Below are 23,466 nucleotides of genomic sequence, written 5' to 3' on the forward strand. Positions count from 1 at the left end.
GGGCAAGCCTTGCTCCCACAGAGCCGCACTGGTTGAGCAGGCTGCACGACAAAGGCTTGCTTACAGTTAATAGCTGTAAGTTGGATTGGGCAGTACAGGCGAGAACCGATGATCAAAGCAAAAACAGGCAAGCCACTGGAAGCGTCGCGCAGTCGTTCGCAGATCATCGTGCTGTTCGTCGCGCTGATCATCTTCATCATGCTGCTGTTCGCCAACTTCGCTTACCTCAACACCCAATCCACCTACGACAAACAGTACATCGGCCACGCCGGTGAGCTGCGGGTGCTGTCCCAGCGCATCGCCAAGAACGCCACCGAGGCCGCCGCCGGCAAGCCCGCGGCGTTCAAGCTGCTGAGCGATGCGCGCAATGACTTCGCCCAGCGCTGGGGCTCCCTGAAACAGGGCGACCCGGTGACCGGCCTGCCCCCTGCGCCGGCCACCCTGCGCCCGCAGATGCGCGCCGTGCAGCTGGATTGGGAGCGCCTGCTCAAGAACACCGATGCCATCCTCTCCAGCGAACAGACCGTGCTGTCGCTGCACCAGGTGGCGGCGACCCTGGCCGAAACCGTGCCGCAGTTGCAGGTCGAGTACGAAAAAGTCGTCGAGATCCTGCTGCAACGCGGCGCGCCGGCCGCCCAGGTGGCCATGGCCCAGCGCCAGTCGTTGCTGGCCGAGCGGATTCTCGGCGCGGTGAATACCGTGCTTGCGGGGGACGAAAACGCCAGCCAGGCCGCCGACACCTTCGGTCGCGACGCCGCGCGTTTTGGCCAGGTGCTCAATGGCATGTTGCAAGGTGACCCGGCCCTGAAGATATCCCAGGTCCAGGACCGCGATGCCCGGGCACGCCTGAGCGAAATCAGCGAGCTCTTCGAGTTCGTCTCCGGTTCGGTGGACGAAATCCTCGAGACCTCCCCGGAGCTGTTCAAGGTCCGCGAATCGGCCGGCAACATCTTCAACCTGTCGCAGACCCTGCTCGACGAGGCTTCGCACCTGGCCACGGCCTTCGAAAACCTCGCCGGCGGGCGTTCCATCAACACCATTGGCGGCTATGTGCTGGGTTTGCTGGCTCTGATGTCGATCATCCTGATTGGCCTGGTGATGGTCCGCGAAACCAATCGCCAGTTGCACGAAACCGCACAAAAGAACGAACGCAACCAGAACGCGATCATGCGGTTGCTGGATGAAATCGAAGACCTGGCCGATGGCGACCTGACCGTCACCGCTTCGGTCACCGAAGACTTCACCGGCACCATCGCCGACTCCATCAACTACTCGGTGGACCAGCTGCGCGACCTGGTGGCGACCATCAACCTCACCGCCGGCCAGGTCGCCGCCGCTGTGCAGGAAACCCAGGCCACGGCGATGCACCTGGCCCAGGCTTCCGAGCACCAGGCCCAGCAAATCTCCGAAGCTTCGACTTCAATTAATGAAATGGCCCAGTCCATCGATCAGGTCTCGGCCAATGCCGCCGAGTCGTCGGCGGTGGCCGAGCGGTCGGTGGAGATTGCCAACAAGGGTAATGAGGTGGTGCACAACACCATTCATGGCATGGACAACATTCGCGAGCAGATCCAGGACACCGCCAAGCGCATCAAGCGCCTGGGTGAGTCATCCCAGGAAATCGGCGACATTGTCAGCCTGATCGACGACATCGCCGACCAGACCAACATCCTGGCCCTCAATGCCGCCATCCAGGCGTCCATGGCCGGTGATGCCGGACGCGGGTTCGCGGTGGTGGCCGATGAAGTGCAGCGCCTGGCCGAGCGCTCTTCGGCGGCGACCCGGCAAATCGAGACCCTGGTGCGGGCGATCCAGGCCGACACCAACGAGGCGGTGATTTCCATGGAGCAGACCACCACCGAAGTGGTGCGCGGTGCGCGACTGGCCCAGGACGCCGGTGTCGCCCTGGAAGAAATCGAAGGCGTGTCCAAGACCCTGGCGGCGCTGATCCAGAGCATTTCCAACGCAGCGCAGCAACAGACCACCTCGGCGGGGCAGATTTCCTTGACCATGAACGTGATCCAGCAGATCACCTCGCAGACCTCGTCCGGTTCCACCGCCACCGCCGAGAGCATTGGCAACCTGGCGAAAATGGCCAGCCAGCTGCGTCGTTCGGTGTCGGGGTTTACGTTGCCGACGACGGCAGCGGCTGGCGATGAGGAAAAAGGGTGACTGACCTGCTGGGAGGGGATGTACCTGTGGCAAGGGCGCTTTTGTGGCGAGGGAGCTTGCTCCCGCTGGGTGGCGCAGCCGCCCCAAATATTTTGTGAGCGCTGCGCACTCAAGCGGGAGCAAGCTCCCTCGCCACGGAGTCCTCGGCCGTACCACTGGCATACGACTGTTGATTTGGAGTGGTTATGGGTGATCGGCACGACTACGTGGCCCTGGAATGGGTCAAGGGCGAGATTGCCGAAACGCTGAAACAGGCTCATCTGGCCCTCAACCGCCTGGTGGACGATCCGCAGGCGTCGGATGCCCTCGGGCTATGCCTGGCCTGTATTCACCAGGTCCACGGCGGCCTGCAGATGGTCGAGTTCTACGGTGCGGCGTTGCTGGCCGAGGAGATGGAGCAGCTGTGCGCCGCCCTGCAGGACAACCGCGTCACCCATCGCGACGAAGCCATCAGCCTGTTGAGCCAGGCCCTGGGGCAGTTGCCGATCTACCTGGACCGCATACAAAGTGCCCGTCGCGACCTGCCGCTGGTGGTGCTGCCCCTGATCAACGACCTGCGCAGTGCCCGGGGCGAGAGCCTGTTGTCGGAAACCAGCCTGTTCAGCCCCGAGTTGCCCGATATTGCGCCGCTCAGCGACGAGGCCTTGCAGCGCCTCGAACCCGCTGACCTGCCAAACACCTTGCGCAAATTGCGCCAGACCCTGCAAATGGCCCTGGTGGGCCTGTTGCGCGAACAGGATGACGCAACCCACCTCGGTTACCTGGCCAAGGTCTTCCATCGCCTGGAGACCTTGTGTACTGGGGCGCCGCTCAATGCCTTATGGCAGGTGGCCTCGGCGCTGGTCGAAGGCATGCGTGACGGGCGCATTACCAACAGCCCGGCGCTGCGCAGCCTGTTCAAGGAAGCCGACAAGGAACTCAAGCGCCTGCTGGACCAAGGCATGCCTGGCATCAATCAGCCGGCACCGCCCCACCTGCTCAAGAGTTTGTTGTTCTATATTGCCAAGGCCGAACATCCCAGCGGGCAGATGCAGATCATGAAAGAACGCTACTCACTGGACGACGCGCTGCCTGACAGCGCCATGGTCGACGAAGAACGCGCGCGCCTGGCCGGGCCCGACCGCGATGCCATGCGCTCGGTGCTCGCCGCGCTGTGCGAGGAACTGGTACGGGTCAAGGAACGCCTGGATCTGTTCGTGCGCAGCGATCGCCAGCACGCCTCGGAGCTGGACAGCCTGCTGGCGCCGCTGCGGCAGATCGCCGACACCCTGGCGGTGCTGGGCTTCGGCCAGCCGCGCAAGGTCATCATCGATCAACTGGCGGTGGTCCTGAGCCTCGCCCAGGGCCAGCGCGAGCCGGATGACGCGACCCTCATGGACGTCGCCGGGGCCTTGCTCTACGTCGAGGCGACCCTGGCCGGCATGGTCGGCACCGTCGAGCCCGAGAGCCGCGAAGACACCCACCTGCCCACCACCGACCTGACCCAGATCCACCAGATCGTCATCAAGGAAGCCCACACCTGCCTGCAACAGGCCAAGGACATGATCGTCGACTACATCGACGCGGACTGGAACAGCGAACAACTGCAGCCCTTGCCGGCGCTGCTGACCCAGGTGCGCGGCGCGCTGGCGATGATTCCCCTGAGCCGTGCCGCCAGCCTGGTGGAAGCCTGCAATGCGTTCATCCGTGACCATCTGCTGCTGGAGCAGGCCCAGCCGGGCTGGGAAGAACTCGACCACCTGGCCGACGTGATCACTGGCCTCGAATACTACCTGGAGCGCTTGAGCGAGGACCCGGAAACCCCCGGTGAGCCCCTGCTGGATGCGGTCGAGCGGAGCCTGGCTGCGCTCGGTTATTTCCCTGACGAGGCGCGGGTGCCGGTGCTCGACGATGTGTTGAGCCCCAACGAGGCCCAGGTCATGCAGGATTTGCAGGAACTGGACGACCCGCAGACGGTGCAGTCCCTGGCCGAGGTGCTGGCCAGCCCGGTATTGGCGGTCAATCCGCCGGCCAGGAGCACCCCGGGCAGCCTGTTGCCGCCACCGTTGGATGAAAGTCCGGTGGACGACGAGTTGCGCGAGGTCTTCCTCGAGGAAACCGACGAGGTGCTGGACGTCCTGCGTGAGTACCTGCCGCGCTGGAGTGCGCAGCCTGATGACCACGGCGCCCTGAGTGAACTGCGCCGGGCTTTCCACACCCTCAAGGGCAGTGGCCGGATGGTTCGGGCGCTGGTGCTGGGTGAACTGGCCTGGGCCGTGGAAAACCTGCTCAACCGGGTCCTGGAGCGCAGCGTCGAGCCGCAGGCTTCGGTCCGCCAGTTGATCGAAGACACGGTGCAGTTGTTGCCGGCCCTGGTGGCCGAATTCGCGGCCAATCACCAGCGCCAGCGCGACGACGTCGACCGCTTGGCCGCCCGCGCCCATGTCCTGGCCAAGGGCGGCGACGAGGAGGATGAAGACGAGCAGGACGTGGCCGCTCTCGATCCGCTGCTGTTGAAAATCTTCGACAACGAAGCCCAAGGCCACCTCGCCAGCCTCAATCGTTTTCTCGATCAGTCGGCCGACCACCTGCCGTTGCAGGCCAGCGATGAATTACAGCGGGCCTTGCACACCCTCAAGGGCAGCGCGTCGATGGCCGGCGTGCTGCCGATCGCCGAACTGGCGGGGGCGATGGATGAACTGGCCCGGGAATACCGGGCGCACCTGATTGCCCTCGACCTGGATGAGGTCGAATTGCTGCTGGAAGCCGAAGGCCTGCTGCGCCGCGGCCTGCGCCAGTTGCACAGCGAGCCGCTGGCGCCGATCCCCGGCGCCGAAGATCTGATCCAGCGCGCCCAGGCCCAGTTGGCCGAGCGTCTGCACGCTGCCAACAGTGCACCGGACAAAGCGCTGCGAACCAAGCGCGACCCACAGTTGATCAACAACTTTCTGGCCCAGGGCATGGACATCCTGCTGGACGCCGAAAGCCTCTTGCAGCGCTGGCAGCAGCACCCCGGCGAAGGCCAGGAACTGAGTGCGCTGCTCGATGAGCTGACCACCCTCGGCGAAGGCGCGCATCTGGCCGACTTGCACCCGGTAGACGAACTCTGCGAAGCCCTGCTCGACCTCTACGGTGCGGTAGAAGAAAGCAGCCTGGCGGTCAGCGATGAATTTTTCCAGGAGGCCCAGCGCGCCCATGAAGCGCTGATCGACATGCTCGATGAGCTGGCGGCCGGGCAGCATGTGCATCCGCAGCCCGAGCGAGTACAGGCCTTGCGCCGCCTGCTCCAGGAGAGCCTCGATCCGTCGGCCACCGGCCTGATCCGCAGCGACGGCAGCCGCACCCTGAGCATCCGCGAACTGGGCCACGCGACGGCGGAAATGGAGCGTGATGCGCCCGTCGATACCTCGATGGAAGATGACCTCGCGGCGATTTTCCTCGAAGAAGCCCAGGACATCCTTGAAAGCGCCGCCCAGGCCTTGCAACGCTGGTTGGCCGATCCGGACAACGGTGCGCCGCTGTCCTCGCTGCAACGTGACTTGCACACCCTCAAGGGCGGTGCGCGAATGGCCGACATCCGGCCGGTGAGCGACCTGGCCCAGGAGTTGGAAAACCTTTACGAAGGGTTGGTGGACCGGCGCTACAGCTACAGCGAGGAACTGGCGCAACTGCTTGGCAGCAGTCATGAACGCCTCGACCTGTTGCTCGGGCAGTTGCAACAGGGCCAGCCGTTGGGCGATCCCGTTGCGCTGATCGACGCCATTCGACGGTTCCGCCAGGACAAGCCGAACGCCATCGAGACGAGCGCAGCGGCCCAGGCCGACGGCGCCGGCCATGATCCCGAATTGCTGGAAATCTTCCTTGAGGAAGGCTTCGACATCCTCGACAGCTCGGGCGCGGCGCTGCTGCGCTGGCAGGAAGAACCGTCGAATCGCCAGGCCGTGGAAACCTTGCTGCGGGACTTGCACACCCTCAAGGGCGGTGCGCGCATGGTGGAAATCGTGCCCATCGGCGACCTGGCCCACGAGCTGGAAAACCTCTACGAAGGCCTGTCAGCGGGTCTGCTTCAGCCGACCCCGGCGCTGTTCACCTTGTTGCAAAGCAGCCATGATCGACTGGCGCAGATGCTCGACGCCGTGCGCGCCGGCCACCCGTGCCCGCTGGCGGACCGGCTGATCGCACAGATCCAGGCGGTGAATCATCCCCAGGAGAACGCTGCGCCGCAGGCTGAATCGGCGCCGGAACCGGTGCCTGTCGTGGCACCGCCAACGGCGCCCGCAAGACCTGATCCCAGTGCACCGGGCGACGGTGCGGACATGGTCAAGGTCTCCGCCGAATTGCTCGACGACTTGGTGAACCTGGCGGGCGAAACGTCGATCTTCCGTGGGCGCATCGAACAGCAGGTCAACGACGCGCACGTGGCCCTGGGCGAAATGGAAACCACCATCGAGCGCATGCGTGACCAGTTGCGGCGCCTGGATACCGAAACCCAGGGGCGGATTCTCAGCCGGCAACAGGTCGAGGCCGAGCGCCTGGGCTATGAAGAGTTCGACCCGCTGGAGATGGACCGCCACTCCCAGTTGCAGCAGTTGTCCCGGGCACTGTTCGAGTCCGCCTCGGACTTGCTCGAGCTCAAGGAAACCCTTGATCGAAGCAATCACGATGCCGAGGTCCTGCTGCAACAGCAGGGGCGGATCAACACCGAGCTCCAGGAAGGCCTGATGCGTACGCGCATGGTGCCGTTCGAGCGCATGCTGCCCCGGCTCAAGCGCATCGTCCGGCAAGTGGCGCAGGAACTGGGCAAGGACGTGGAATTCGTGGTTGGCAATGCCGACGGCGAGATGGACCGTAACGTGCTGGAACGCATGTCTGCACCTCTTGAGCATATGCTGCGCAACGCCGTCGATCACGGCCTGGAGCCGGCCGACGTACGCATTGCCGCCGGCAAGCCGGCACGAGGGCGTATCAGCCTCGACCTGTCCCGGGAGGGCGGCGACATCATTTTCGACATCCGTGACGACGGCGCCGGCGTGCCGCTGGAGGCGGTGCGGAACAAGGCGATCAAGCGTGGCTTGCTGGCGCCGGACAGCGACATCAGCGACCGCGACGTGCTGCAGTTCATCTTGCAGCCAGGGTTTTCCACGGCCGAGAAAATCACCCAGATCTCCGGACGCGGCGTCGGCATGGACGTGGTCCATGAAGAGGTGCGGCAACTGGGCGGCAGCATGATCATCGACTCCACGCCGGGGCAGGGCGTGCATTTCCGCATTCGCCTGCCGTTTACCGTGGCGGTGAACCGGGCGTTGATGGTGCACTGTCACGAAGACCAGTATGCGATCCCGCTGAACACCATCGAGAGCATTGTCCGGGTGTTGCCCGCCGAACTGGACGGCTATTACCAGCTCGATCCGCCGACCTACACCTACGCCGGGCAGCGGTACGAGTTGTGCTACCTCGGTGAACTGCTGAAAACCGGCGCCCGGCCGAAACTGCTGGGCCAGAGCCAACCCTTGCCGGTGCTGCTGGTACAGTGCAACGAGCGGCATGTCGCGGTGCAGGTGGACGCTACCGTCGGGACCCGGGAGATCGTGGTCAAGAGCCTCGGCCCGCAGTTCTCGGCGGTACAGGGCTTGTCCGGGGCGACGATTCTGGGGGACGGCCGGGTGGTGTTGATTCTCGACCTGCTGGCGCCGATCCGCGCCTTGCCCCACCAGGTCCCGCGGCGCCAGGTGCCGGCTGAAGGCGAGGGCGAACCGCAACGGCCGTTGCTGGTGCTGGTGGTGGACGACTCGGTGACGGTGCGCAAGGTCACCAGCCGCTTGTTGGAGCGCCATGGCATGCACGTCCTGACCGCCAAGGATGGCGTGGACGCCATGGCGCTGCTGGCCGAGCACGCCCCGGACCTGATGCTGCTGGACATCGAGATGCCGCGCATGGACGGCTTCGAAGTGGCCACGCAAGTGCGCAACGACCCGCGCCTGGCGCATCTGCCGATCATCATGATCACCTCCCGCACCGGCCAGAAACACCGCGACCGCGCCATGGCCATCGGTGTCAATGACTACCTGGGCAAGCCGTACCAGGAATCGGTGCTGCTCGACAGCATCGCCTACTGGAGCAAAACCCATGCATGACCTGCATCTTCACTCGCGCACCAGCCCGCTCACCGGTCTGCTGTTGCCATTGGCCGACCGGCACCTGGTGTTGCCCAACGTGGCGGTGGCGGAACTGATCGACTACCAGAGCAGCGTATTCGATATGGACACCCCGCCGTGGTTCCTGGGCTGGGTGAGCTGGCGCGAGCGGCAAATCCCGTTGTTGAGCTTCGAGTCGGCCTGCGGCCAGAAGACCGTGATTGGCGAGCGCGTGCGCATTGTCGTGCTCAACGCCTTGGGCGGGCGGCCGGAGTTGCGTTTCATTGCCCTGCTGGTGCAAGGCATCCCGCGCTCCTACAAGCTCGACAGCCAATTGAGCTACGTCGACGTGCCGCTGTGTGGGTTGGAACAGGCGGCGGTGCAAGTGGGGGAACACGTGGCGAAAGTGCCGGATTTGTTGGCGCTGGAGGAGTTGGTGATGGCTGCGGGTCTGATTCAACCCTACAAAACCTGAGGCATACGAAGCTTCAATGTGGGAGCGAGCCGACCTTTTTCTCCCGGTTGTACTTCGATCAAACTGTGGGAGCGAGCTTGCTCGCGATGGCGGCCTGACAGCTGGCCTTGCTCTTGTTGATCGGGTACATATCCATTGCTGCGGTAACGGCGGCTTAGGGTTCCGCCCTGACGGCGGCTCACTTTTGAGAAGCCCGGGAGCCGGCCCAGTCAAAAGTAAGCAAAACGCTCTTGCCCCACCACTCGGTGCCTCGCCCAGGCTCGGCATGCCCTCTCTCCGGCATTGCTCCGTGGGCCCGCCGCGAAGGGCCATCCATGGCCCAGCGCGGCTATCCCGGCATCCATGCCGGGATGCCCACTGCGCAATGCCTGCGTTCGGCCATCGTGGTTAACGGGGCGCTCCAGATCAAGATCAAGATCAAAGGCGAGGCGGCCTGACAGCCGGCCTGGCTCTTGCGGGTGTACACCAACCAGACTTGTGTGAGCAGGACCTGTGGGAGCAAAGCTTGCTCGCGAGGCGGCGGCACATTCTGCATCGATGCAATCTGACCCATCGCTATCGCGAGCAAGCTTGGCTCCCACAGGATTAGCGGTGGGCACTGATCTTATAAACGACCTGTGTGGGAGCGAGCTTGCTCGCGATGGCGGCAGCACATTCGACATCTCCTTTGGCTGACCCACCGCTATCGCGAGCAAGGATGGCGTTCAACCATTACTCCAACCGTAACGATCCATCGTCGAGCTTGATTGATGCCCGCGCCATAACACTCCTAATGTGAGCCCCACGACAGCGAACCCGTGGAGTGGTCATGACAACAACAATATCCCCCGACTCGCGCTGGACGCGGCGGCGCAGCGAAAAGCAGCGGCGTCTCGGGCTGGTGAAGGGGCTTGCCGACGGTGTGGTGCTGCCCACCGACAAGATCGTCGCGGCGCTGGAGGCGTTGATCCTGCCCGGCGACCGTGTGGTGCTGGAGGGCAATAACCAGAAGCAGGCGGACTTCCTTTCCCGCTCCCTGGCGAAAGTCGACCCTTCGAAGCTGCACGATTTGCACATGATCATGCCCAGCGTCGGGCGGTCCGAGCACCTGGACCTGTTCGAACGCGGCATCGCCCGCAAGCTCGATTTCTCCTTCGCCGGTACCCAGAGCCTGCGCATCAGCCAGTTGCTGGAAGACGGCTTGCTGGAAATCGGCGCGATCCACACCTACATCGAACTCTATGCCCGGCTGGTGGTGGACCTGATTCCCAATGTGGTGCTCTCGGCCGGTTTCATGGCCGACCGCGCCGGCAATATCTACACCGGCCCCAGCACCGAAGACACACCTGCGTTGATCGAACCGGCGGCCTTCAGTGACGGCATTGTCATTGTCCAGGTCAACCAGTTGGTGGATGACGTCAGCGACCTGCCGCGCGTCGACATCCCGGCGTCCTGGGTCGATTTCGTGGTGGTGGCCGACAAGCCGTTCTACATCGAGCCGCTGTTCACCCGCGACCCGCGCCATATCAAGCCTGTGCATGTGCTGATGGCGATGATGGCGATCCGTGGGATCTACGAAAAACACAACGTCCAATCCCTCAATCACGGCATCGGTTTCAACACCGCCGCGATTGAATTGATCTTGCCGACCTACGGCGAATCCCTCGGCCTGAAGGGCAAGATCTGCCGCAACTGGACTCTTAATCCGCACCCGACCCTGATCCCGGCCATCGAAAGCGGTTGGGTGGAAAGCGTGCATTGCTTTGGCACCGAGCTGGGCATGGAAAACTATATTGCCGCCCGGCCGGACGTGTTCTTCACCGGCCACGACGGCTCGCTGCGCTCCAACCGCATGGTCTGCCAACTGGCCGGGCAGTACGCAGTGGACCTGTTCATCGGCGCCACCCTGCAAGTGGACGGCGACGGCCATTCCTCCACCGTGACCCGTGGCCGCTTGGCCGGCTTCGGCGGTGCGCCGAACATGGGCCACGACCCGCGCGGTCGTCGTCACGGCACGCCAGCCTGGCTCGACATGCGCCACGGCGATGGCGAGGCGCCGTTGCTCGAACGCGGCAAGAAGCTGGTGGTGCAGATGGTCGAGACGTTCCAGGAGGGCGGCAAACCGACCTTCGTCGAGACCCTCGACGCGGTGGACGTGGCGAAGAAAGCCGGCATGCCCCTGGCGCCGATCATGATCTACGGCGACGACGTCACTCACCTGCTGACCGAAGAAGGCATCGCTTACCTGTACAAGGCCCGTTCCCTGGAAGAACGCCAGGCGATGATCGCCGCCGTGGCCGGCGTCACCGCCATTGGCCTGCGCCATGACCCGAAAGACACCGCGCGCATGCGCCGCGAAGGGCTGATCGCCTTGCCCGAAGACCTCGGTATCCGCCGCACCGACGCCACCCGCGAACTGCTTGCGGCCAAGAGCGTGGCCGATCTGGTGGAGTGGTCCGGTGGCCTCTACAACCCGCCCGCCAAGTTCAGGAGCTGGTAAATGCACGCCTTCAACCTGCAACCGAAAAAACTGTCCTTGGCCGAGCGCCTGGCGGATATGGCGGTGGATGCGCTGATCGACGAAGCCGACCTGTCACCTAAACCGGCCTTGGTGGACCGTCGTGGCAATGGCGCCCATACCGACCTGCACCTGGGCCTGATGCATGCTTCGGCGCTGTCGCTGTGGCCGGCATTCAAGGAAATGGCCGAAGCCGCCCTCGACTGTGGCGAGATCGGTTTGCCGCTGCGCGAAGCCCTCGGGCGCATCGGCCGTGAGGGTGAAACCGCGATGCTCACCACCACCGGCGGGGTGAATACCCATCGCGGGGCGATCTGGGCCTTGGGCCTGTTGGTCGCTGCAACGGCGCTGGAACCTGAATCCAGTGCCGCCAGTGCAGTCGCTTTACGCGCTGCCCGCCTGGCCTTGCTCAACGACCGTTATGCGCCCCAACCCATGAGCCACGGCGCCCAGGTAGCCCAGCGCTACGGCGTGCGCGGTGCCCGGGAGGAAGCGCAACTGGCGTTCCCGGCGGTCACCGGCCTGGGCCTGCCGCAACTCAAGCGCAGTCGCGCGGCGGGCGCGGGAGAGCAGAACGCCCGGCTCGATGCCTTGCTGGCGATCATGACCACCTTGGCCGATACCTGCGTGCTTTATCGCGCCGGCGAGCCGGGTTTGCAAGCCATGCAACAGGGCGCCAAGGCGGTGCTCGATGCCGGTGGCAGCGCGAGCCTGGGCGGTCGTCGCCAATTGCACGCGCTGGACCAACAACTGATTGCCTTGAACGCCTCGCCCGGTGGCGCTGCCGACCTGCTCGCCGCCTGTCTGTTCCTCGATCGTATCGAGCGCGGCGATGGCCTCTTCCCTGGAGTGTGCTGATGGAAACCTTATCCTTTGAATTCCCCGCCGGGCAGCCGCCACGGGGCCGGGCGCTGGTGGGCTGTGTCGGCTCGGGCGACCTGGAAGTGCTGATCGAACCCGGTCTGGCGGGCAAGTTGACCATCCAGGTGCAGACCTCGGTCAACGGCAGTGAACAACGCTGGCAGCACCTGTTCGCCCGCATGTTCGACGGCCAGACACCGCCGGCCTTGTCTATCGACATCCACGATTTCGGCGCCACCCCCGGCGTGGTGCGTTTGCGCCTGGAGCAAGGCTTCGAGGAGATCGGCCATGACTGACAGTGCAGCGTTGCTCAACAAGCACAGCTTCGTCGAACTCGGTGCCCGGCAACGGGCCAAGGCCTTGCTCGATGAGGGCACTTTCCGTGAACTGCTCGACCCGTTCCAGCGAGTCATGTCGCCGTGGCTGTTGCGCCAGGGTGTGGTGCCGCAAAGCGATGACGGCGTGGTGATCGCCAAGGGCACGCTCGACGGCCTGCCCGTGGTGATCGCGGCCATTGAAGGTGCGTTCCAGGGCGGCAGCCTCGGCGAAGTCGGCGGGGCGAAGATTGCCGGTGCGCTGGAGCTGGCCGCCGAGGACAACCGCAAGGGCATCCCGACCCGTGCCGTGTTGCTGCTGGAAACCGGCGGCGTGCGTTTGCAGGAGGCCAATCTCGGGTTGGCGGCGATTGCCGAGATTCATTCGGCGATTGTCGACTTGCGCCAATACCAACCGGTGGTCGGTGTGGTGGCCGGCAGCGTCGGCTGTTTTGGTGGCATGTCCATCGCCGCCGGGCTGTGCAGTTATCTGCTGGTGACCCAGGAAGCGCGGCTGGGCCTGAACGGCCCGCAAGTGATCGAACAGGAGGCCGGGATCGACGAATACGACTCCCGCGACCGGCCGTTCATCTGGAGCCTGACCGGCGGTGAACAGCGGTTCGCCACGGGATTGGTGGATCGTTATGTGGCCGACGATGTGACGCAGATCCGCCAACAGGTCGGTCAGTTGCTGCACCTGGGCGTTGCCGCGCAACACCGCAGCGGCCAGGCCGAGCTGTTCCTGCAACGCCTGGCCCGCTTGGACACTGACGTGCAAATCGAACCGGCCACGGTTCGCCAGCTGTATCAGGGAGAACGCTCATGAGTGCCTATTCATTGAGAGGCTTGCGCTGGTTCGAAGCCTTGGGTGGCGACGCCAAACCGCTGGAAGGCCTGCCGGCTTCGTTGAAAGTCGCTGACACCAGGCTGGGCGAGCAAACCGTGCGCCTGCTGGCGGTGGTGGCGGATCCCGACAGTCGCTTTCCCCGTGCTCGCAATGGCGAAGTCGGTTTGCTGGAGGGCTGGGGGTTGGCCAAGGCGGTGGATGACGCCATCGACGCCGACCGCGATGCCGTCAACAAGCGTGCGCTGATCGCCATTGTCGATGTACCGAGCCAGGCCTATGGCCGGCGCGAAGAAGCCCTGGGCATTCATCAGGCCTTGGCCGGCGCGGCGGACAGCTACGCCCGTGCGCGACTGGCCGGGCATCCGGTGATCGGTTTGCTGGTGGGCAAGGCCATGTCGGGGGCGTTCCTGGCCCACGGCTACCAGGCCAACCGCCTGATCGCCCTGCGCGACCCGGGCGTGATGATCCACGCCATGGGCAAGGCCTCGGCGGCGCGGGTCACCCTGCGCAGCGTCGAGGAGCTTGAGGCGTTGGCTGCCAGCGTGCCGCCGATGGCTTATGACATCGACAGTTTTGCCAGCCTGGGTCTGCTGTGGGAAACCTTGTCGGTGGAGCAAATCGAGCAACCGACGGCGGCGGATCTGGCCCGGGTGACGGATTGTCTGCAACAGGCGATCAACGATGTGGCCGCTGCGCCTCGCGATTTGAGCAGTCGCCTCGGTGCGACTCATCGCGCGGCTTCCAGCACCGTGCGCCAACTGCTGAGAGCACAGTGGTGAATACGTATCTGGCCCATGACCTGCTCTGGGGGATGACCCCGGAGCAGGTGCCTGCGGGTGCGCCGGCATGGGTGGTCGAATCGATTGCCGCGGGTCAACCGGTGGTGGTTCGGCGCTCGCTGATGGCGCCGGGTCAAATCGCGGTTGGCGTGCGCGGGCGCTTGCGCGAGCAGCGTTATGCAACATCGATGGCGGTCGCGGCGATTGCCCGTCGCGTCAGGCCGGAAGACCTTTGTCACGTCCCGTCGACTCGCGACTTGCCAGCCCTGCAAGCGCTGTCCCGCCTGCGTCCGCTGCTCGATGCCAGTGGCTGGGCCTGGGGCGTCAGCGGCAGCGCCGGGTTCGAGCTCGCCACCGGTGTGGAGGCATTGCATGAACGCAGCGACCTGGATTTGATTTTGCGGGTGCCGCACTTTCTCGATCGTTTCCGCGCCAGAGAATTGCTGGCGCAACTGGATGCCTCGGTCTGCGCCGTGGATATGCAATTGCAAACGCCATGCGGTGCCGTCGCCTTGCGCGAGTGGGCGGGTTCGTCGCGGCGGGTCCTGCTCAAGGATGACGTGCAGGCACGGCTGGTGAGTGATCCTTGGCAGCCTTCATTGGAGCAAGTCGCGTGAGCAGCCTCTTCGTCTTTCCCGGCCAGGGTGCGCAGCGCGTGGGGATGCTCCATGGCCTGGCGCCGCAAGTCCTCGACGAGGCAGGTGACGTGCTCGGTGAGGACGTGTTGCAACTGGACAGCGCCGAGGCGTTGCAGTCGACCCGCGCGGTTCAGCTGTGTTTGTTGATCGCCGGCGTGGCGGCGGCCCGGCAACTGTTGGAGCAGGCACCTGCCCCGGACTACGTGGCGGGGCTGTCCATCGGTGCCTACCCAGCGGCAGTGGTGGCCGGGGCGCTGGGGTTCGAGGATGCGTTGCGGCTGGTCAGCCTGCGGGGCGAATTGATGCAGCAGGCGTATCCGCAAGGCTACGGCATGACCGCGATCATCGGCCTGGACCTCGCGGCAGTGGAAGCGTTGCTGGCGCAGGTGCACAGCGACCGCACCCCGGTCTACCTGGCCAACATCAACGCGGATAACCAGGTGGTCATCGCCGGCAGTGACGAGGCCATGAGCAACGTTGCCAGGCAGGCGCGAAGCCTGGGCGCCGGGAAGGCCTGTCAGCTGGCGGTGAGCGTGCCGTCCCATTGCCCGTTGCTGGAAACACCGGCCCGGACACTGGCCCAGGCATTTGCCGACGTGTCGTTGAAAGCACCGGCCTTGGGTTATCTCAGCGGTAGCCGCGCGCGACCGCTGATCAACACCGAGGCCTTGCGCGACGACCTGGCGTTCAACATGTGCCGGGTGGTGGATTGGCGCGGTACCGTGCAAAGCGCCTACGAGCGCGGCGTGCGACTACAGATCGAACTGCCGCCCGGTGCGGTGCTGACCGCCCTGGCGCGCCGGGTGTTCGAGCAGGGCACCGTCATGGCTTTCGACGGCGCGCGGCTCGACACCCTGCAGGCGCTGTTGCATGAGGAGGGAAACCGCCAACCCTAAACCACCGACTCAAGCTGGCGAAGCACAAAAACAACAACTTCGACGATGCACTTTGAGGACTACAACAATGATTATCTACGGTGTGGCATTTTTGGCCTTTTGTACCCTGGCGGGTATTTTTATCGGTGAACTGCTGGGCAAATTGATCGGCGTGCCGGCCAACGTCGGCGGCGTCGGCATTGCGATGCTGTTGTTGATCGGCCTGGGCAGTTACCTGAGCAAGCGTGGCCTGTTCAAGGGCAAATCCGAGGCCGGCGTGGAATTCTGGAGCGCGGTCTACATCCCCATCGTGGTCGCGATGGCGGCGCAGCAAAACGTCTACGGCGCGCTCAAGGGTGGGCCAATGGCGATCCTGGCCGGGACCCTGGCGGTGGTGATTGCCTTTGCGTTGGTACCGGTGCTGGTGCGCATTGGCAACAAAGGGCCCCAGGGCGACGTTTCCGTTAAGACGGTCGGGTGATTGCCATGTACGAATCCATGATGAAAGTCATCACCGGCTACGGCCTGATCAGCGGTTTCGCCATTGTCGGCATCACCATGTGGGTGTCCTACTGGATCAGCAACACCTTCACTAAAGGCCGCCTGCATGGCTCGGCCATCGCCATTCTCCTGGGGCTGGTGCTCTCCTACATCGGCGGGGCAATGACCGGTGGGCAGAAGGGCGTGGTGGATATTCCACTGCTGTCCGGGATCGGCTTGCTGGGCGGTGCGATGCTGCGGGACTTTGCCATCGTCGCCACGGCGTTTGGCGTGAGTATCGAAGAACTCAAGCGAGCCGGTTTCGTTGGGGTGCTGGCGCTGTTCGTCGGGGTCGGTACGTCGTTCATTGCTGGCGTGGGTGTGGCGATGGCGTTTGGTTACACCGATGTGGTGAGCCTGACCACCATTGGCGCCGGGGCGGTGACCTACATCGTCGGGCCGGTGACCGGGGCGGCGATTGGTGCCAGTTCCGAAGTGATGGCGCTGTCCATTGCTGCCGGGTTGATCAAGGCGATCCTGGTGATGGTGGCGACGCCGTTCGTGGCGCCGTTGATTGGCCTGAATAATCCACGCAGCGCGGTGATTTTCGGTGGCTTGATGGGCACCTCCAGCGGTGTGGCCGGTGGGTTGGCGGCCACCGATCCGAAGCTGGTGCCGTATGGCTGCCTGACGGCGGCGTTCTATACGGCGCTTGGATGCTTGTTGGGGCCTTCATTGTTGTTTCTGATCATGCGGGGGTTGATGGGCTAGGGCTTAGTCTCTTCGTTGACAGGACTGTCCCCATCGCGAGCAAGCTCGCTCCCACAGTTGACCGCGTGTCCCTGTGGGAGCGAGCCTGCTCGCGATGAAGGCAACACGGTCTCACACCTGGCGATTGGCATACATCCGGCACTCAGCCAACAGCGCCAGCAGATTCGGATCACGCTCCTTGGCTTTCAGGAACACCACGCCAATGCGCTGTTGTAGCCGATACCTCTCCTGCAACGGGATCAGTTTCACCCGGTTCTCATACACCGCCGCAATCCTGCCCGGCAGCAACGCATAGCCCACCCCGGAGCTGACCATGCTCAGCAGGGTGAAGATGTCGTTGACCTGCATCGCCACCTTCGGTTCGAACCCCGCCTGCTTGAACACCCGGATGCCGTCCTGGTGCGTGGCAAAACCCTGGGTCAGGGTGATGAACGTCTCGTCGCGCACCTCGGCCAGGTCGACCTCGCTGCGCTGGGCAAAGGGCGAGTCGGCCGGCGTGGCGAGGAAGATGTCATCGGAAAACAGCTCGATATGCTCGCAGTCAGGGTCGTTTACGCTGTCGTCCAGGGAGATCAGGATCGCGTCCACCTCCATGTTCTTGAGCTTGTACAGCAGGTCGATGTTCGAGCCCAGGATCAGGTCGATATTGAGCTCGCTGCGACGGATTTTCAGGCCCATGATCAGTTGCGGGACGGTCTTGACCGTCAACGAATACAACGAGCCTAGCTTGAAGCGTTCGGCGGAGAAGCCGGCGGCTTCGCGAGTCAGGCGTACGCTTTCGACGACGTCCTGGATCAGCTTCTGCGCTCGCTCTTCCAGCACGTAGGCGCTTTCCAGCGGCGTGAGGTTGCGACCTTCGTGCTTGAACAACGGGCAACGCAGGGCGCTCTCCAGCGAGTGAATGGCCCGGTGCACACTGACATTGCTGGTCTGCAACTCGGCGGCCGCCCGCGCCAGGTTGCCGGTGCGCATGAAGGCCAGGAACACCTCGAGTTTCTTCAGGGTCAATTCTTCGTCGATCAGCATGGGGCGGACTCTTATTCGTATTGCCCGATTGTGCCCCATGTCTTCCTGGCGACGCGATTTATGTGGTTGGAGAGCTGTTGTGGCGAGGGAGCTTGCTCCCGCTGGGTGGCGCCGCCGCCCCAAAAAATTTGTGAGCGCTGCGCACTCAAGCGGGAGCAAGCTCCCTCGCCACAGAGATCTTCACAGTTAAGTGTTAAGTAGGCTGGAAGCAAAGCATTGCACTTTCAAGCGCCAGGCCTGAGCCTGGGCACCTGTTTCGAAATGTGAGGTGGTTGGATGTATCACGGGGAACGACTCAACGCCTGGACGCACCTGGTCGGGGCGGTGGCGGCTTTTGTCGGGGCGGTGTGGTTGCTGGTGATTGCCGGGATGACGGGCGATCCGTGGAAGATTGTCAGCGTGGCGATCTACGGGTTCACCTTGCTGGTGCTGTACAGCGCTTCGACGGTTTACCACAGCGTGCGCGGGCGCAAAAAAGAAATCATGCAGAAGGTCGATCACTTTTCGATCTACCTGTTGATCGCCGGCAGCTACACCCCGTTCTGCCTGGTGACCCTGCGCGGGCCGTGGGGGTGGACGCTATTCGGGATTGTCTGGGGGCTGGCCGTGATTGGTATCTTGCAGGAGATCAAGCCGCGCTCCGAAGCGCGGATCCTGTCGATTGTGATCTACGCGGTGATGGGCTGGATCGTGCTGGTGGCGGTCAAGCCGCTGCTGGCGGCCCTGGGCAGCGCCGGGTTTGCCTGGCTGGCCTCGGGCGGCGTGTTGTACACCGTGGGCATTATCTTTTTCGCCCTCGACCACCGGCTGCGCCACGCCCATGGCATCTGGCACCTGTTTGTCATCGCCGGCAGTTTGCTGCACTTCGTGGCGATTCTGTTCTACGTGCTCTAGCGCCATTGACCCCCTGTGGGAGCGAGCTTGCTCGCGATAGCACCGGATCAGTCAGCATCGATGTTGACTGACCCACTGCTATCGCGAGCAAGCTCGCTCCCACATGGGGCCTACATTCGACTTCAGAAATCCCCCCACAATTGCTGCGCCACCGCCAGTGCCACAACCGGCGCGGTTTCGGTGCGCAGCACGCGGGGGCCGAGGCGGGCGGCGTGGTAGCCGGCGGACTTGGCCTGTTCGACCTCGGCATCCGATAACCCGCCTTCGGGACCAATCAGGAACGCCAACGTCGACGGTTTGTCATGGCTGACCAGCGGCTCGGCCACCGGATGCAGCACCAGCTTCAGCTCGGCCTCGGTCTGTTTCAGCCAGTCAGCCAGCAGCAGCGGCGGGTGGATCACCGGCACGCTTGAGCGCCCGCACTGCTCGCAGGCGCTGATTGCCACCTGGCGCCAGTGCAGCAGGCGCTTGTCGGCCCGCTCGTCCTTGAGGCGCACTTCGCAGCGTTCGCTGAAAATCGGCGTGATCTCGCTGACGCCCAGCTCCGTGGCTTTCTGGATCGCCCAATCCATGCGCTCGCCCCGGGACAGGCCCTGGCCGAGGTGGATGCGCAGCGGCGATTCAGCTTGCCCGGCGAACTGCTCGTCCAATTGCACCCGCACGCGTTTCTTGCCGACCTCGGCCAGGGTGCCGCGAAACTCCTGGCCCGAGCCGTCGAACACCTGCACGGCATCGCCCTCGGCCATGCGCAGCACACGGCTGATGTAGTGGGCCTGGGCTTCAGGCAGTTCGTGGTCGCCGAGGCTCAGGGGCGCGTCGATGAAGAAGCGGGACAGTCTCATGTGGAGTCTCTGCAAGAAAAAATGATCGTGGTTGAAGCTCGCGGCCTCATCGCGGGCAAGCCTTGCTCCCACAGTGGGTTCGCTTCTCTGTGGGAGCAAGGCTTGCCCGCGATGGCGGTGGCCCAGGCTCAGCCCGGATCGCGATAACCCGGGTGGAAGTCCTTCGGCACCGCCACGCTGACCTTGTCCCGGGTGGCAATGTCGATGCCTTCGCTGGCCACTTCGGCGAGGAAATCGATCTGCTCCGGGGTGATGACATACGGCGGCAGGAAATACACCACGCTGCCCAGCGGACGCAGCAAGGCACCTCGCTCCAAGGCATGCTGGAACACACTCAGGCCACGCCGTTCCTGCCACGGATAAGCGGTTTTGCTGGCCTTGTCCTTGACCATCTCGATGGCCAGCACCATGCCGGTCTGGCGCACTTCGGCCACGTTCGGGTGGTCGGCCAGGTGCGCGGTGGCGCTCGCCATGCGTTGGGCCAGGGCCTTGTTGTTCTCGATGACGTTGTCTTCTTCGAAGATATCCAGCGTTGCCAGGGCCGCCGCGCAGGCCAGCGGGTTGCCGGTGTAGCTGTGGGAATGCAGGAAGGCGCGCAGGGTCGGGTAGTCGTCGTAGAACGCGCTGTAGACCTCATCGGTGGTCACGCACGCGGCCAGGGGCAGGTAACCGCCGGTCAGGGCCTTGGACAGACAGAGGAAATCCGGCGTGATACCGGCCTGCTCACAGGCGAACATCGTCCCGGTACGGCCGAAGCCAACGGCGATTTCGTCGTGTATCAGGTGTACGCCGTAGCGGTCGCAGGCCTCGCGCAGCAACTTCAGGTACACCGGATGGTACATGCGCATGCCGCCAGCGCCCTGGATCAACGGTTCGACGATCACTGCCGCCACTGTGTCGTGGTGCTCGGCCAAGGTCTGTTCCATGGCCGCGAACATGTTGCGCGAATGTTCCTCCCAACCCATGCCTTCAGGGCGGTGGTAGCAGTCGGGGCTCGGCACCTTGATGGTGTCCAGCAGCAACGCCTTGTAGGTTTCAGTGAACAACGGCACATCGCCCACCGACATCGCCGCAATGGTTTCGCCGTGGTAACTGTTGCTCAGGGTGACGAAGCGTTTTTTGTCCGGCCGGCCGCGATTGATCCAGTAGTGGAAGCTCATCTTCATCGCCACTTCGATGCAGGACGAACCGTTATCGGCGTAGAAGCACCGGGTCAGCCCTTCGGGCGTCATCTTCACCAGGCGCTCGGACAGTTCGATCACTGGCTGATGGCTGAAGCCGGCGAGAATCACATGCTCCAACTGATCGACCTGGTCCTTGATGCGCTGGTTGATGCGCGGGTTGGCGTGGCCGAATACGTTGACCCACCAGGAGCTGACGGCATCGAGGTAGCGCTTGCCTTCGAAATCTTCCAGCCACACGCCTTCACCGCGCTTGATGGGGATCAGCGGCAGCTGTTCGTGGTCTTTCATCTGGGTGCAGGGATGCCATAGCACCGCAAGGTCGCGTTGCATCCACTGGTTATTCAGGCCCATGTACAGTCTCCTCGAGGCGGCTCGCGGCGGGCGCGGGCAAAACAATCGCGCAAGCCTATGCAATGGCGGCCCGGCGGACAACCCATTGTGTCATTCCCACTACTTTGAACGAGGCGATAGACGTCGCTGGCGGCGTTTTGATGGCTGACGTATTCTTCGCCGTTCCCTGAGCCGACTGGCTCGAAAAGCCGCGAGTCGCCTGGCTCGAAAGCTGAAATTTCCTACGTTTTGATCCGGAGTTCGTTGAATGTCTGCTGGTTGGCTGCGCGCCTGTGCGCTGGTGATGATAGGGCTGTTCAGCGTTTCGGCGCTGGCCAAGGACAAACAACCGACGGCCATCGTCATCGGCGGCGGCCTGGCGGGGCTCACGGCGGCCTATGAATTGCAGAACAAAGGCTGGGCCGTGACGCTGCTGGAAGCCAAACCGAGCCTGGGCGGTCGTTCGGGCATGGCCACCAGCGAGTGGATCGGTAACGAGAAGACGCAGCCAGTGCTGAACAAGTACGTCTCCACATTCAAGCTGAGCACCACGCCGGCCCCGGAGTTCGTGCGCACCCCCAGCTACCTGATCGACGGCATCTACTTCACCGCCGCGGACCTGGCGAGCAAACAGCCGGCCACCGCCGAAGCCCTCAAGCGCTACGAAACCACCCTGGACGACCTGGCGCGCTCCATCGAAGACCCGCTGAACCCGGCGGCGACCAACACGCTGCACGCGCTGGACCAGATCACCGTGTCCAACTGGCTCGACCGCCTGCAACTGCCGGCCACGGCGCGGCAGTTGGTGAACCAGGAGATTCGCACCCGGTATGACGAACCTTCGCGCCTGTCGCTGCTGTATTTCGCCCAGCAGAGCCGCGTCTATCGCGGCGTCTCCGACCGCGACCGGCGGGCCTCGCGCCTGCTCGGCGGCAGTCCGGTACTGGCCCAGGCATTCGTCAAGCAACTGAAAACCATCAAGACCAGTTCGCCCGTGTCGGCCATCTCCCAAGACAAGGACGGTGTAACCGTCAAAGTTGGCGCCGTTGGCTACCAGGCGGATTACGTGGTGCTGGCGGTGCCGTTGCGGGCATTGAACAAGATCCAGTTGACCCCGGCCCTGGATGCCCAGCATCAAGGCGCGATCAAGGGCACCAACTACGGCTGGCGCGACCAGATCATGCTCAAGTTCAAGACCCCGGTCTGGGACAGCAAGGCGCGCATGTCGGGCGAGATCTACAGCAACACCGGCCTGGGCATGATGTGGATCGAGCCGGCCATGAAGGGCGGGGCCAACGTGGTCATCAACCTGTCCGGCGACAACGCCCGGGTGATGCAGGCTTTTGGCGACAAGCAGATGGTCGATCAGGTGCTGATCCGCCTGCACGCGTTTTATCCACAGGCCCGTGGCGCGTTCACTGGCTATGAAATCCGCCGCTATAGCACCGACCCGTCCATGGGCGGCGCCTACCTGGCCTTTGGTCCGGGCCAGATCAGCAAGTACTGGCGCCTGTGGGAAAAGCCATTGCAGCGCGTAGCCTTTGCCGGCGAACACACCGACACCCTGTATCCGGGCACCCTGGAAGGCGCGTTGCGCAGTGGTCAGCGAGCGGCCAGCCAGGTTGAAGACCTGGCGGCGGGCAAGTCGTTTGAACCTCCTAAAGTCGCGCCTGCTGCAACGGCGGCGGCTGCTGGTGCAGTGGCGGCGAAGAAGGGCAACTTCTTCAGCAACCTGTTTGGCGGTTCGGATGACGACAAGAAGCCGGAGCCGGTGAAGGCACCGGAACCGGTAGCGCCTGCTCCAGCACCTGCACCCGCTCCTGCGCCTGCACCGGTGGAACCTCCCGCGCCGGCCCCGGCGAAGGTTGAGCCAGCCAAGAAAGCTGCGGCCAAACCAGCGGCGAAAAAACCAGCCGCCAAGGCTCCGGCTAAAAAAGCGCCAGTGAAGAAAGCCACTCCGGCGAAGAAACCGGCGGCCAAGCCGGCAGCGACAACGACAACACCGGCGGCGACTGAGACCAAGGCTCAGTAACGATCAGGTGGAAAGAACGCGGCTCAAGGGCCGCGTTTTTTTATCCAGCATCAAGCGTACCGGCGGCGCCACTCAAAGCCCGGCATCGCTTAATAAGCGCTACGTCCTACACGCCTTGGCGATATCGGAAACTTCCCACCCTTTAACCGGAAGCAGGCGATAGCGCGCACCAAGCCACAAATCTAGGCTCCTCCAAAAACAGGAGCGCGTATGAAAATACTAATGGCAGTGGTCGTATTGGCTTCGATATATGGATGTGTGTATGGCGAATGCCGAGATCCTTTGACGATTCCGATGATTCCAAAAAAAGATCCGCAGCTAGCACACAAATGCTCC

The 23,466-nt window shown here is 63.7% G+C and carries 18 protein-coding genes; 15 read left to right on the top strand and 3 right to left on the bottom strand.

The annotated features are described in order from the left end of the window. The first annotated feature begins 108 nt into the window (after positions 1–108). The 13 genes from Q7F16_RS11065 to madM all read left to right on the top strand — a co-directional run bounded on the left by Q7F16_RS11065 (position 109) and on the right by madM (position 16,822). On the top strand, positions 109–2,172 hold the full coding sequence (locus Q7F16_RS11065) for a methyl-accepting chemotaxis protein (protein ID WP_409555788.1): 2,064 nt from the start codon (positions 109–111) through the stop codon (positions 2,170–2,172). A gap of 185 nt (positions 2,173–2,357) precedes the next feature. Next, complete coding sequence (locus Q7F16_RS11070) at positions 2,358–8,285, top strand: Hpt domain-containing protein (protein WP_409555789.1); 5,928 nt, start codon at positions 2,358–2,360, stop codon at positions 8,283–8,285. Continuing rightward, entirely contained in the window at positions 8,278–8,760 is a 483-nt protein-coding gene (locus Q7F16_RS11075) for a chemotaxis protein CheW (protein WP_046063247.1), read from the top strand. Before Q7F16_RS11070 ends, Q7F16_RS11075 begins: the two co-directional genes overlap by 8 nt. A gap of 314 nt (positions 8,761–9,074) precedes the next feature. Next, a complete protein-coding gene (locus Q7F16_RS11080) occupies positions 9,075–9,197 on the top strand; it encodes a hypothetical protein (RefSeq protein ID WP_046063248.1) in 123 nt (40 codons plus the stop codon). Positions 9,198–9,568: 371 nt separating this feature from the next. Continuing rightward, entirely contained in the window at positions 9,569–11,239 is a 1,671-nt protein-coding gene (gene mdcA, locus Q7F16_RS11085) for a malonate decarboxylase subunit alpha (protein ID WP_003206457.1), read from the top strand. Then, positions 11,240–12,115, top strand: a complete 876-nt coding sequence (locus Q7F16_RS11090; protein ID WP_046063249.1) for a triphosphoribosyl-dephospho-CoA synthase — start codon at positions 11,240–11,242, stop codon at positions 12,113–12,115. Then, positions 12,115–12,414: a malonate decarboxylase subunit delta gene (locus Q7F16_RS11095; protein ID WP_003206454.1), complete on the top strand. Its 300-nt coding sequence runs from the start codon at positions 12,115–12,117 to the stop codon at positions 12,412–12,414. The genes Q7F16_RS11090 and Q7F16_RS11095 overlap by 1 nt, the downstream gene beginning before the upstream one ends. Continuing rightward, positions 12,407–13,258, top strand: a complete 852-nt coding sequence (locus Q7F16_RS11100; protein WP_057449552.1) for a biotin-independent malonate decarboxylase subunit beta — start codon at positions 12,407–12,409, stop codon at positions 13,256–13,258. Before Q7F16_RS11095 ends, Q7F16_RS11100 begins: the two co-directional genes overlap by 8 nt. Then, positions 13,255–14,058, top strand: coding sequence for a biotin-independent malonate decarboxylase subunit gamma (gene mdcE / locus Q7F16_RS11105; protein ID WP_046063251.1), 804 nt, complete (start codon positions 13,255–13,257; stop codon positions 14,056–14,058). Before Q7F16_RS11100 ends, mdcE begins: the two co-directional genes overlap by 4 nt. Further along, positions 14,055–14,675 carry a malonate decarboxylase holo-ACP synthase gene (locus tag Q7F16_RS11110; RefSeq protein WP_409555790.1) on the top strand — a complete coding sequence of 207 codons (621 nt, stop codon included), beginning with the start codon at positions 14,055–14,057 and terminating at the stop codon, positions 14,673–14,675. Before mdcE ends, Q7F16_RS11110 begins: the two co-directional genes overlap by 4 nt. Continuing rightward, complete coding sequence (gene mdcH, locus Q7F16_RS11115) at positions 14,672–15,592, top strand: malonate decarboxylase subunit epsilon (protein ID WP_046063252.1); 921 nt, start codon at positions 14,672–14,674, stop codon at positions 15,590–15,592. Before Q7F16_RS11110 ends, mdcH begins: the two co-directional genes overlap by 4 nt. A 67-nt stretch (positions 15,593–15,659) precedes the next feature. Beyond that, positions 15,660–16,052: a malonate transporter subunit MadL gene (gene madL, locus Q7F16_RS11120; RefSeq protein WP_014340653.1), complete on the top strand. Its 393-nt coding sequence runs from the start codon at positions 15,660–15,662 to the stop codon at positions 16,050–16,052. A gap of 5 nt (positions 16,053–16,057) precedes the next feature. After that, positions 16,058–16,822: a malonate transporter subunit MadM gene (gene madM, locus Q7F16_RS11125; protein WP_046063311.1), complete on the top strand. Its 765-nt coding sequence runs from the start codon at positions 16,058–16,060 to the stop codon at positions 16,820–16,822. Positions 16,823–16,933: 111 nt separating this feature from the next. On the opposite strand, the gene Q7F16_RS11130 is transcribed toward madM, so the two are convergent. Continuing rightward, complete coding sequence (locus tag Q7F16_RS11130) at positions 16,934–17,848, bottom strand: LysR family transcriptional regulator (protein ID WP_046063253.1); 915 nt, start codon at positions 17,846–17,848, stop codon at positions 16,934–16,936. A gap of 276 nt (positions 17,849–18,124) precedes the next feature. On the opposite strand from Q7F16_RS11130, the gene trhA reads away from it, so the two are divergent. Further along, positions 18,125–18,742: a PAQR family membrane homeostasis protein TrhA gene (trhA, locus tag Q7F16_RS11135; RefSeq protein WP_014340650.1), complete on the top strand. Its 618-nt coding sequence runs from the start codon at positions 18,125–18,127 to the stop codon at positions 18,740–18,742. A gap of 122 nt (positions 18,743–18,864) precedes the next feature. Here trhA and Q7F16_RS11140 read toward each other — a convergent pair whose 3' ends face one another. After that, complete coding sequence (locus Q7F16_RS11140) at positions 18,865–19,584, bottom strand: 16S rRNA (uracil(1498)-N(3))-methyltransferase (protein WP_409555791.1); 720 nt, start codon at positions 19,582–19,584, stop codon at positions 18,865–18,867. 128 nt (positions 19,585–19,712) lie between these two features. Next, positions 19,713–21,119, bottom strand: coding sequence for an adenosylmethionine--8-amino-7-oxononanoate transaminase (locus tag Q7F16_RS11145; RefSeq protein WP_003206433.1), 1,407 nt, complete (start codon positions 21,117–21,119; stop codon positions 19,713–19,715). A gap of 247 nt (positions 21,120–21,366) precedes the next feature. Here Q7F16_RS11145 and Q7F16_RS11150 point away from each other — a divergent pair, with 247 nt between their 5' ends. Beyond that, the gene (locus tag Q7F16_RS11150) at positions 21,367–23,130 is read left to right on the top strand and encodes a flavin monoamine oxidase family protein (protein WP_409555792.1); all 1,764 of its coding nucleotides are present in this window, start codon (positions 21,367–21,369) and stop codon (positions 23,128–23,130) included. Positions 23,131–23,466: the final 336 nt, after the last annotated feature.

The sequence above is a fragment of the Pseudomonas sp. Lb2C2 genome, from assembly GCF_052112205.1.
In the GTDB taxonomy this organism is placed as follows: Bacteria; Pseudomonadota; Gammaproteobacteria; order Pseudomonadales; family Pseudomonadaceae; genus Aquipseudomonas; species Aquipseudomonas kilonensis.

Excerpts from the sequence above, each read along its gene's own strand:
- Q7F16_RS11065 (WP_409555788.1), top strand. The coding sequence starts at position 109 with ATGATCAAAGCAAAAACAGGCAAGCCACTGGAAGCGTCGCGCAGTCGT.
- Q7F16_RS11070 (WP_409555789.1), top strand. The coding sequence starts at position 2,358 with ATGGGTGATCGGCACGACTACGTGGCCCTGGAATGGGTCAAGGGCGAG.
- Q7F16_RS11075 (WP_046063247.1), top strand. The coding sequence starts at position 8,278 with ATGCATGACCTGCATCTTCACTCGCGCACCAGCCCGCTCACCGGTCTG.
- Q7F16_RS11080 (WP_046063248.1), top strand. The coding sequence starts at position 9,075 with ATGGCCCAGCGCGGCTATCCCGGCATCCATGCCGGGATGCCCACTGCG.
- mdcA (WP_003206457.1), top strand. The coding sequence starts at position 9,569 with ATGACAACAACAATATCCCCCGACTCGCGCTGGACGCGGCGGCGCAGC.
- Q7F16_RS11090 (WP_046063249.1), top strand. The coding sequence starts at position 11,240 with ATGCACGCCTTCAACCTGCAACCGAAAAAACTGTCCTTGGCCGAGCGC.
- Q7F16_RS11095 (WP_003206454.1), top strand. The coding sequence starts at position 12,115 with ATGGAAACCTTATCCTTTGAATTCCCCGCCGGGCAGCCGCCACGGGGC.
- Q7F16_RS11100 (WP_057449552.1), top strand. The coding sequence starts at position 12,407 with ATGACTGACAGTGCAGCGTTGCTCAACAAGCACAGCTTCGTCGAACTC.
- mdcE (WP_046063251.1), top strand. The coding sequence starts at position 13,255 with ATGAGTGCCTATTCATTGAGAGGCTTGCGCTGGTTCGAAGCCTTGGGT.
- madL (WP_014340653.1), top strand. The coding sequence starts at position 15,660 with ATGATTATCTACGGTGTGGCATTTTTGGCCTTTTGTACCCTGGCGGGT.
- madM (WP_046063311.1), top strand. The coding sequence starts at position 16,058 with ATGTACGAATCCATGATGAAAGTCATCACCGGCTACGGCCTGATCAGC.
- Q7F16_RS11130 (WP_046063253.1), bottom strand. The coding sequence starts at position 17,848 with ATGCTGATCGACGAAGAATTGACCCTGAAGAAACTCGAGGTGTTCCTG.
- trhA (WP_014340650.1), top strand. The coding sequence starts at position 18,125 with ATGTATCACGGGGAACGACTCAACGCCTGGACGCACCTGGTCGGGGCG.
- Q7F16_RS11140 (WP_409555791.1), bottom strand. The coding sequence starts at position 19,584 with ATGAGACTGTCCCGCTTCTTCATCGACGCGCCCCTGAGCCTCGGCGAC.
- Q7F16_RS11145 (WP_003206433.1), bottom strand. The coding sequence starts at position 21,119 with ATGGGCCTGAATAACCAGTGGATGCAACGCGACCTTGCGGTGCTATGG.
- Q7F16_RS11150 (WP_409555792.1), top strand. The coding sequence starts at position 21,367 with ATGTCTGCTGGTTGGCTGCGCGCCTGTGCGCTGGTGATGATAGGGCTG.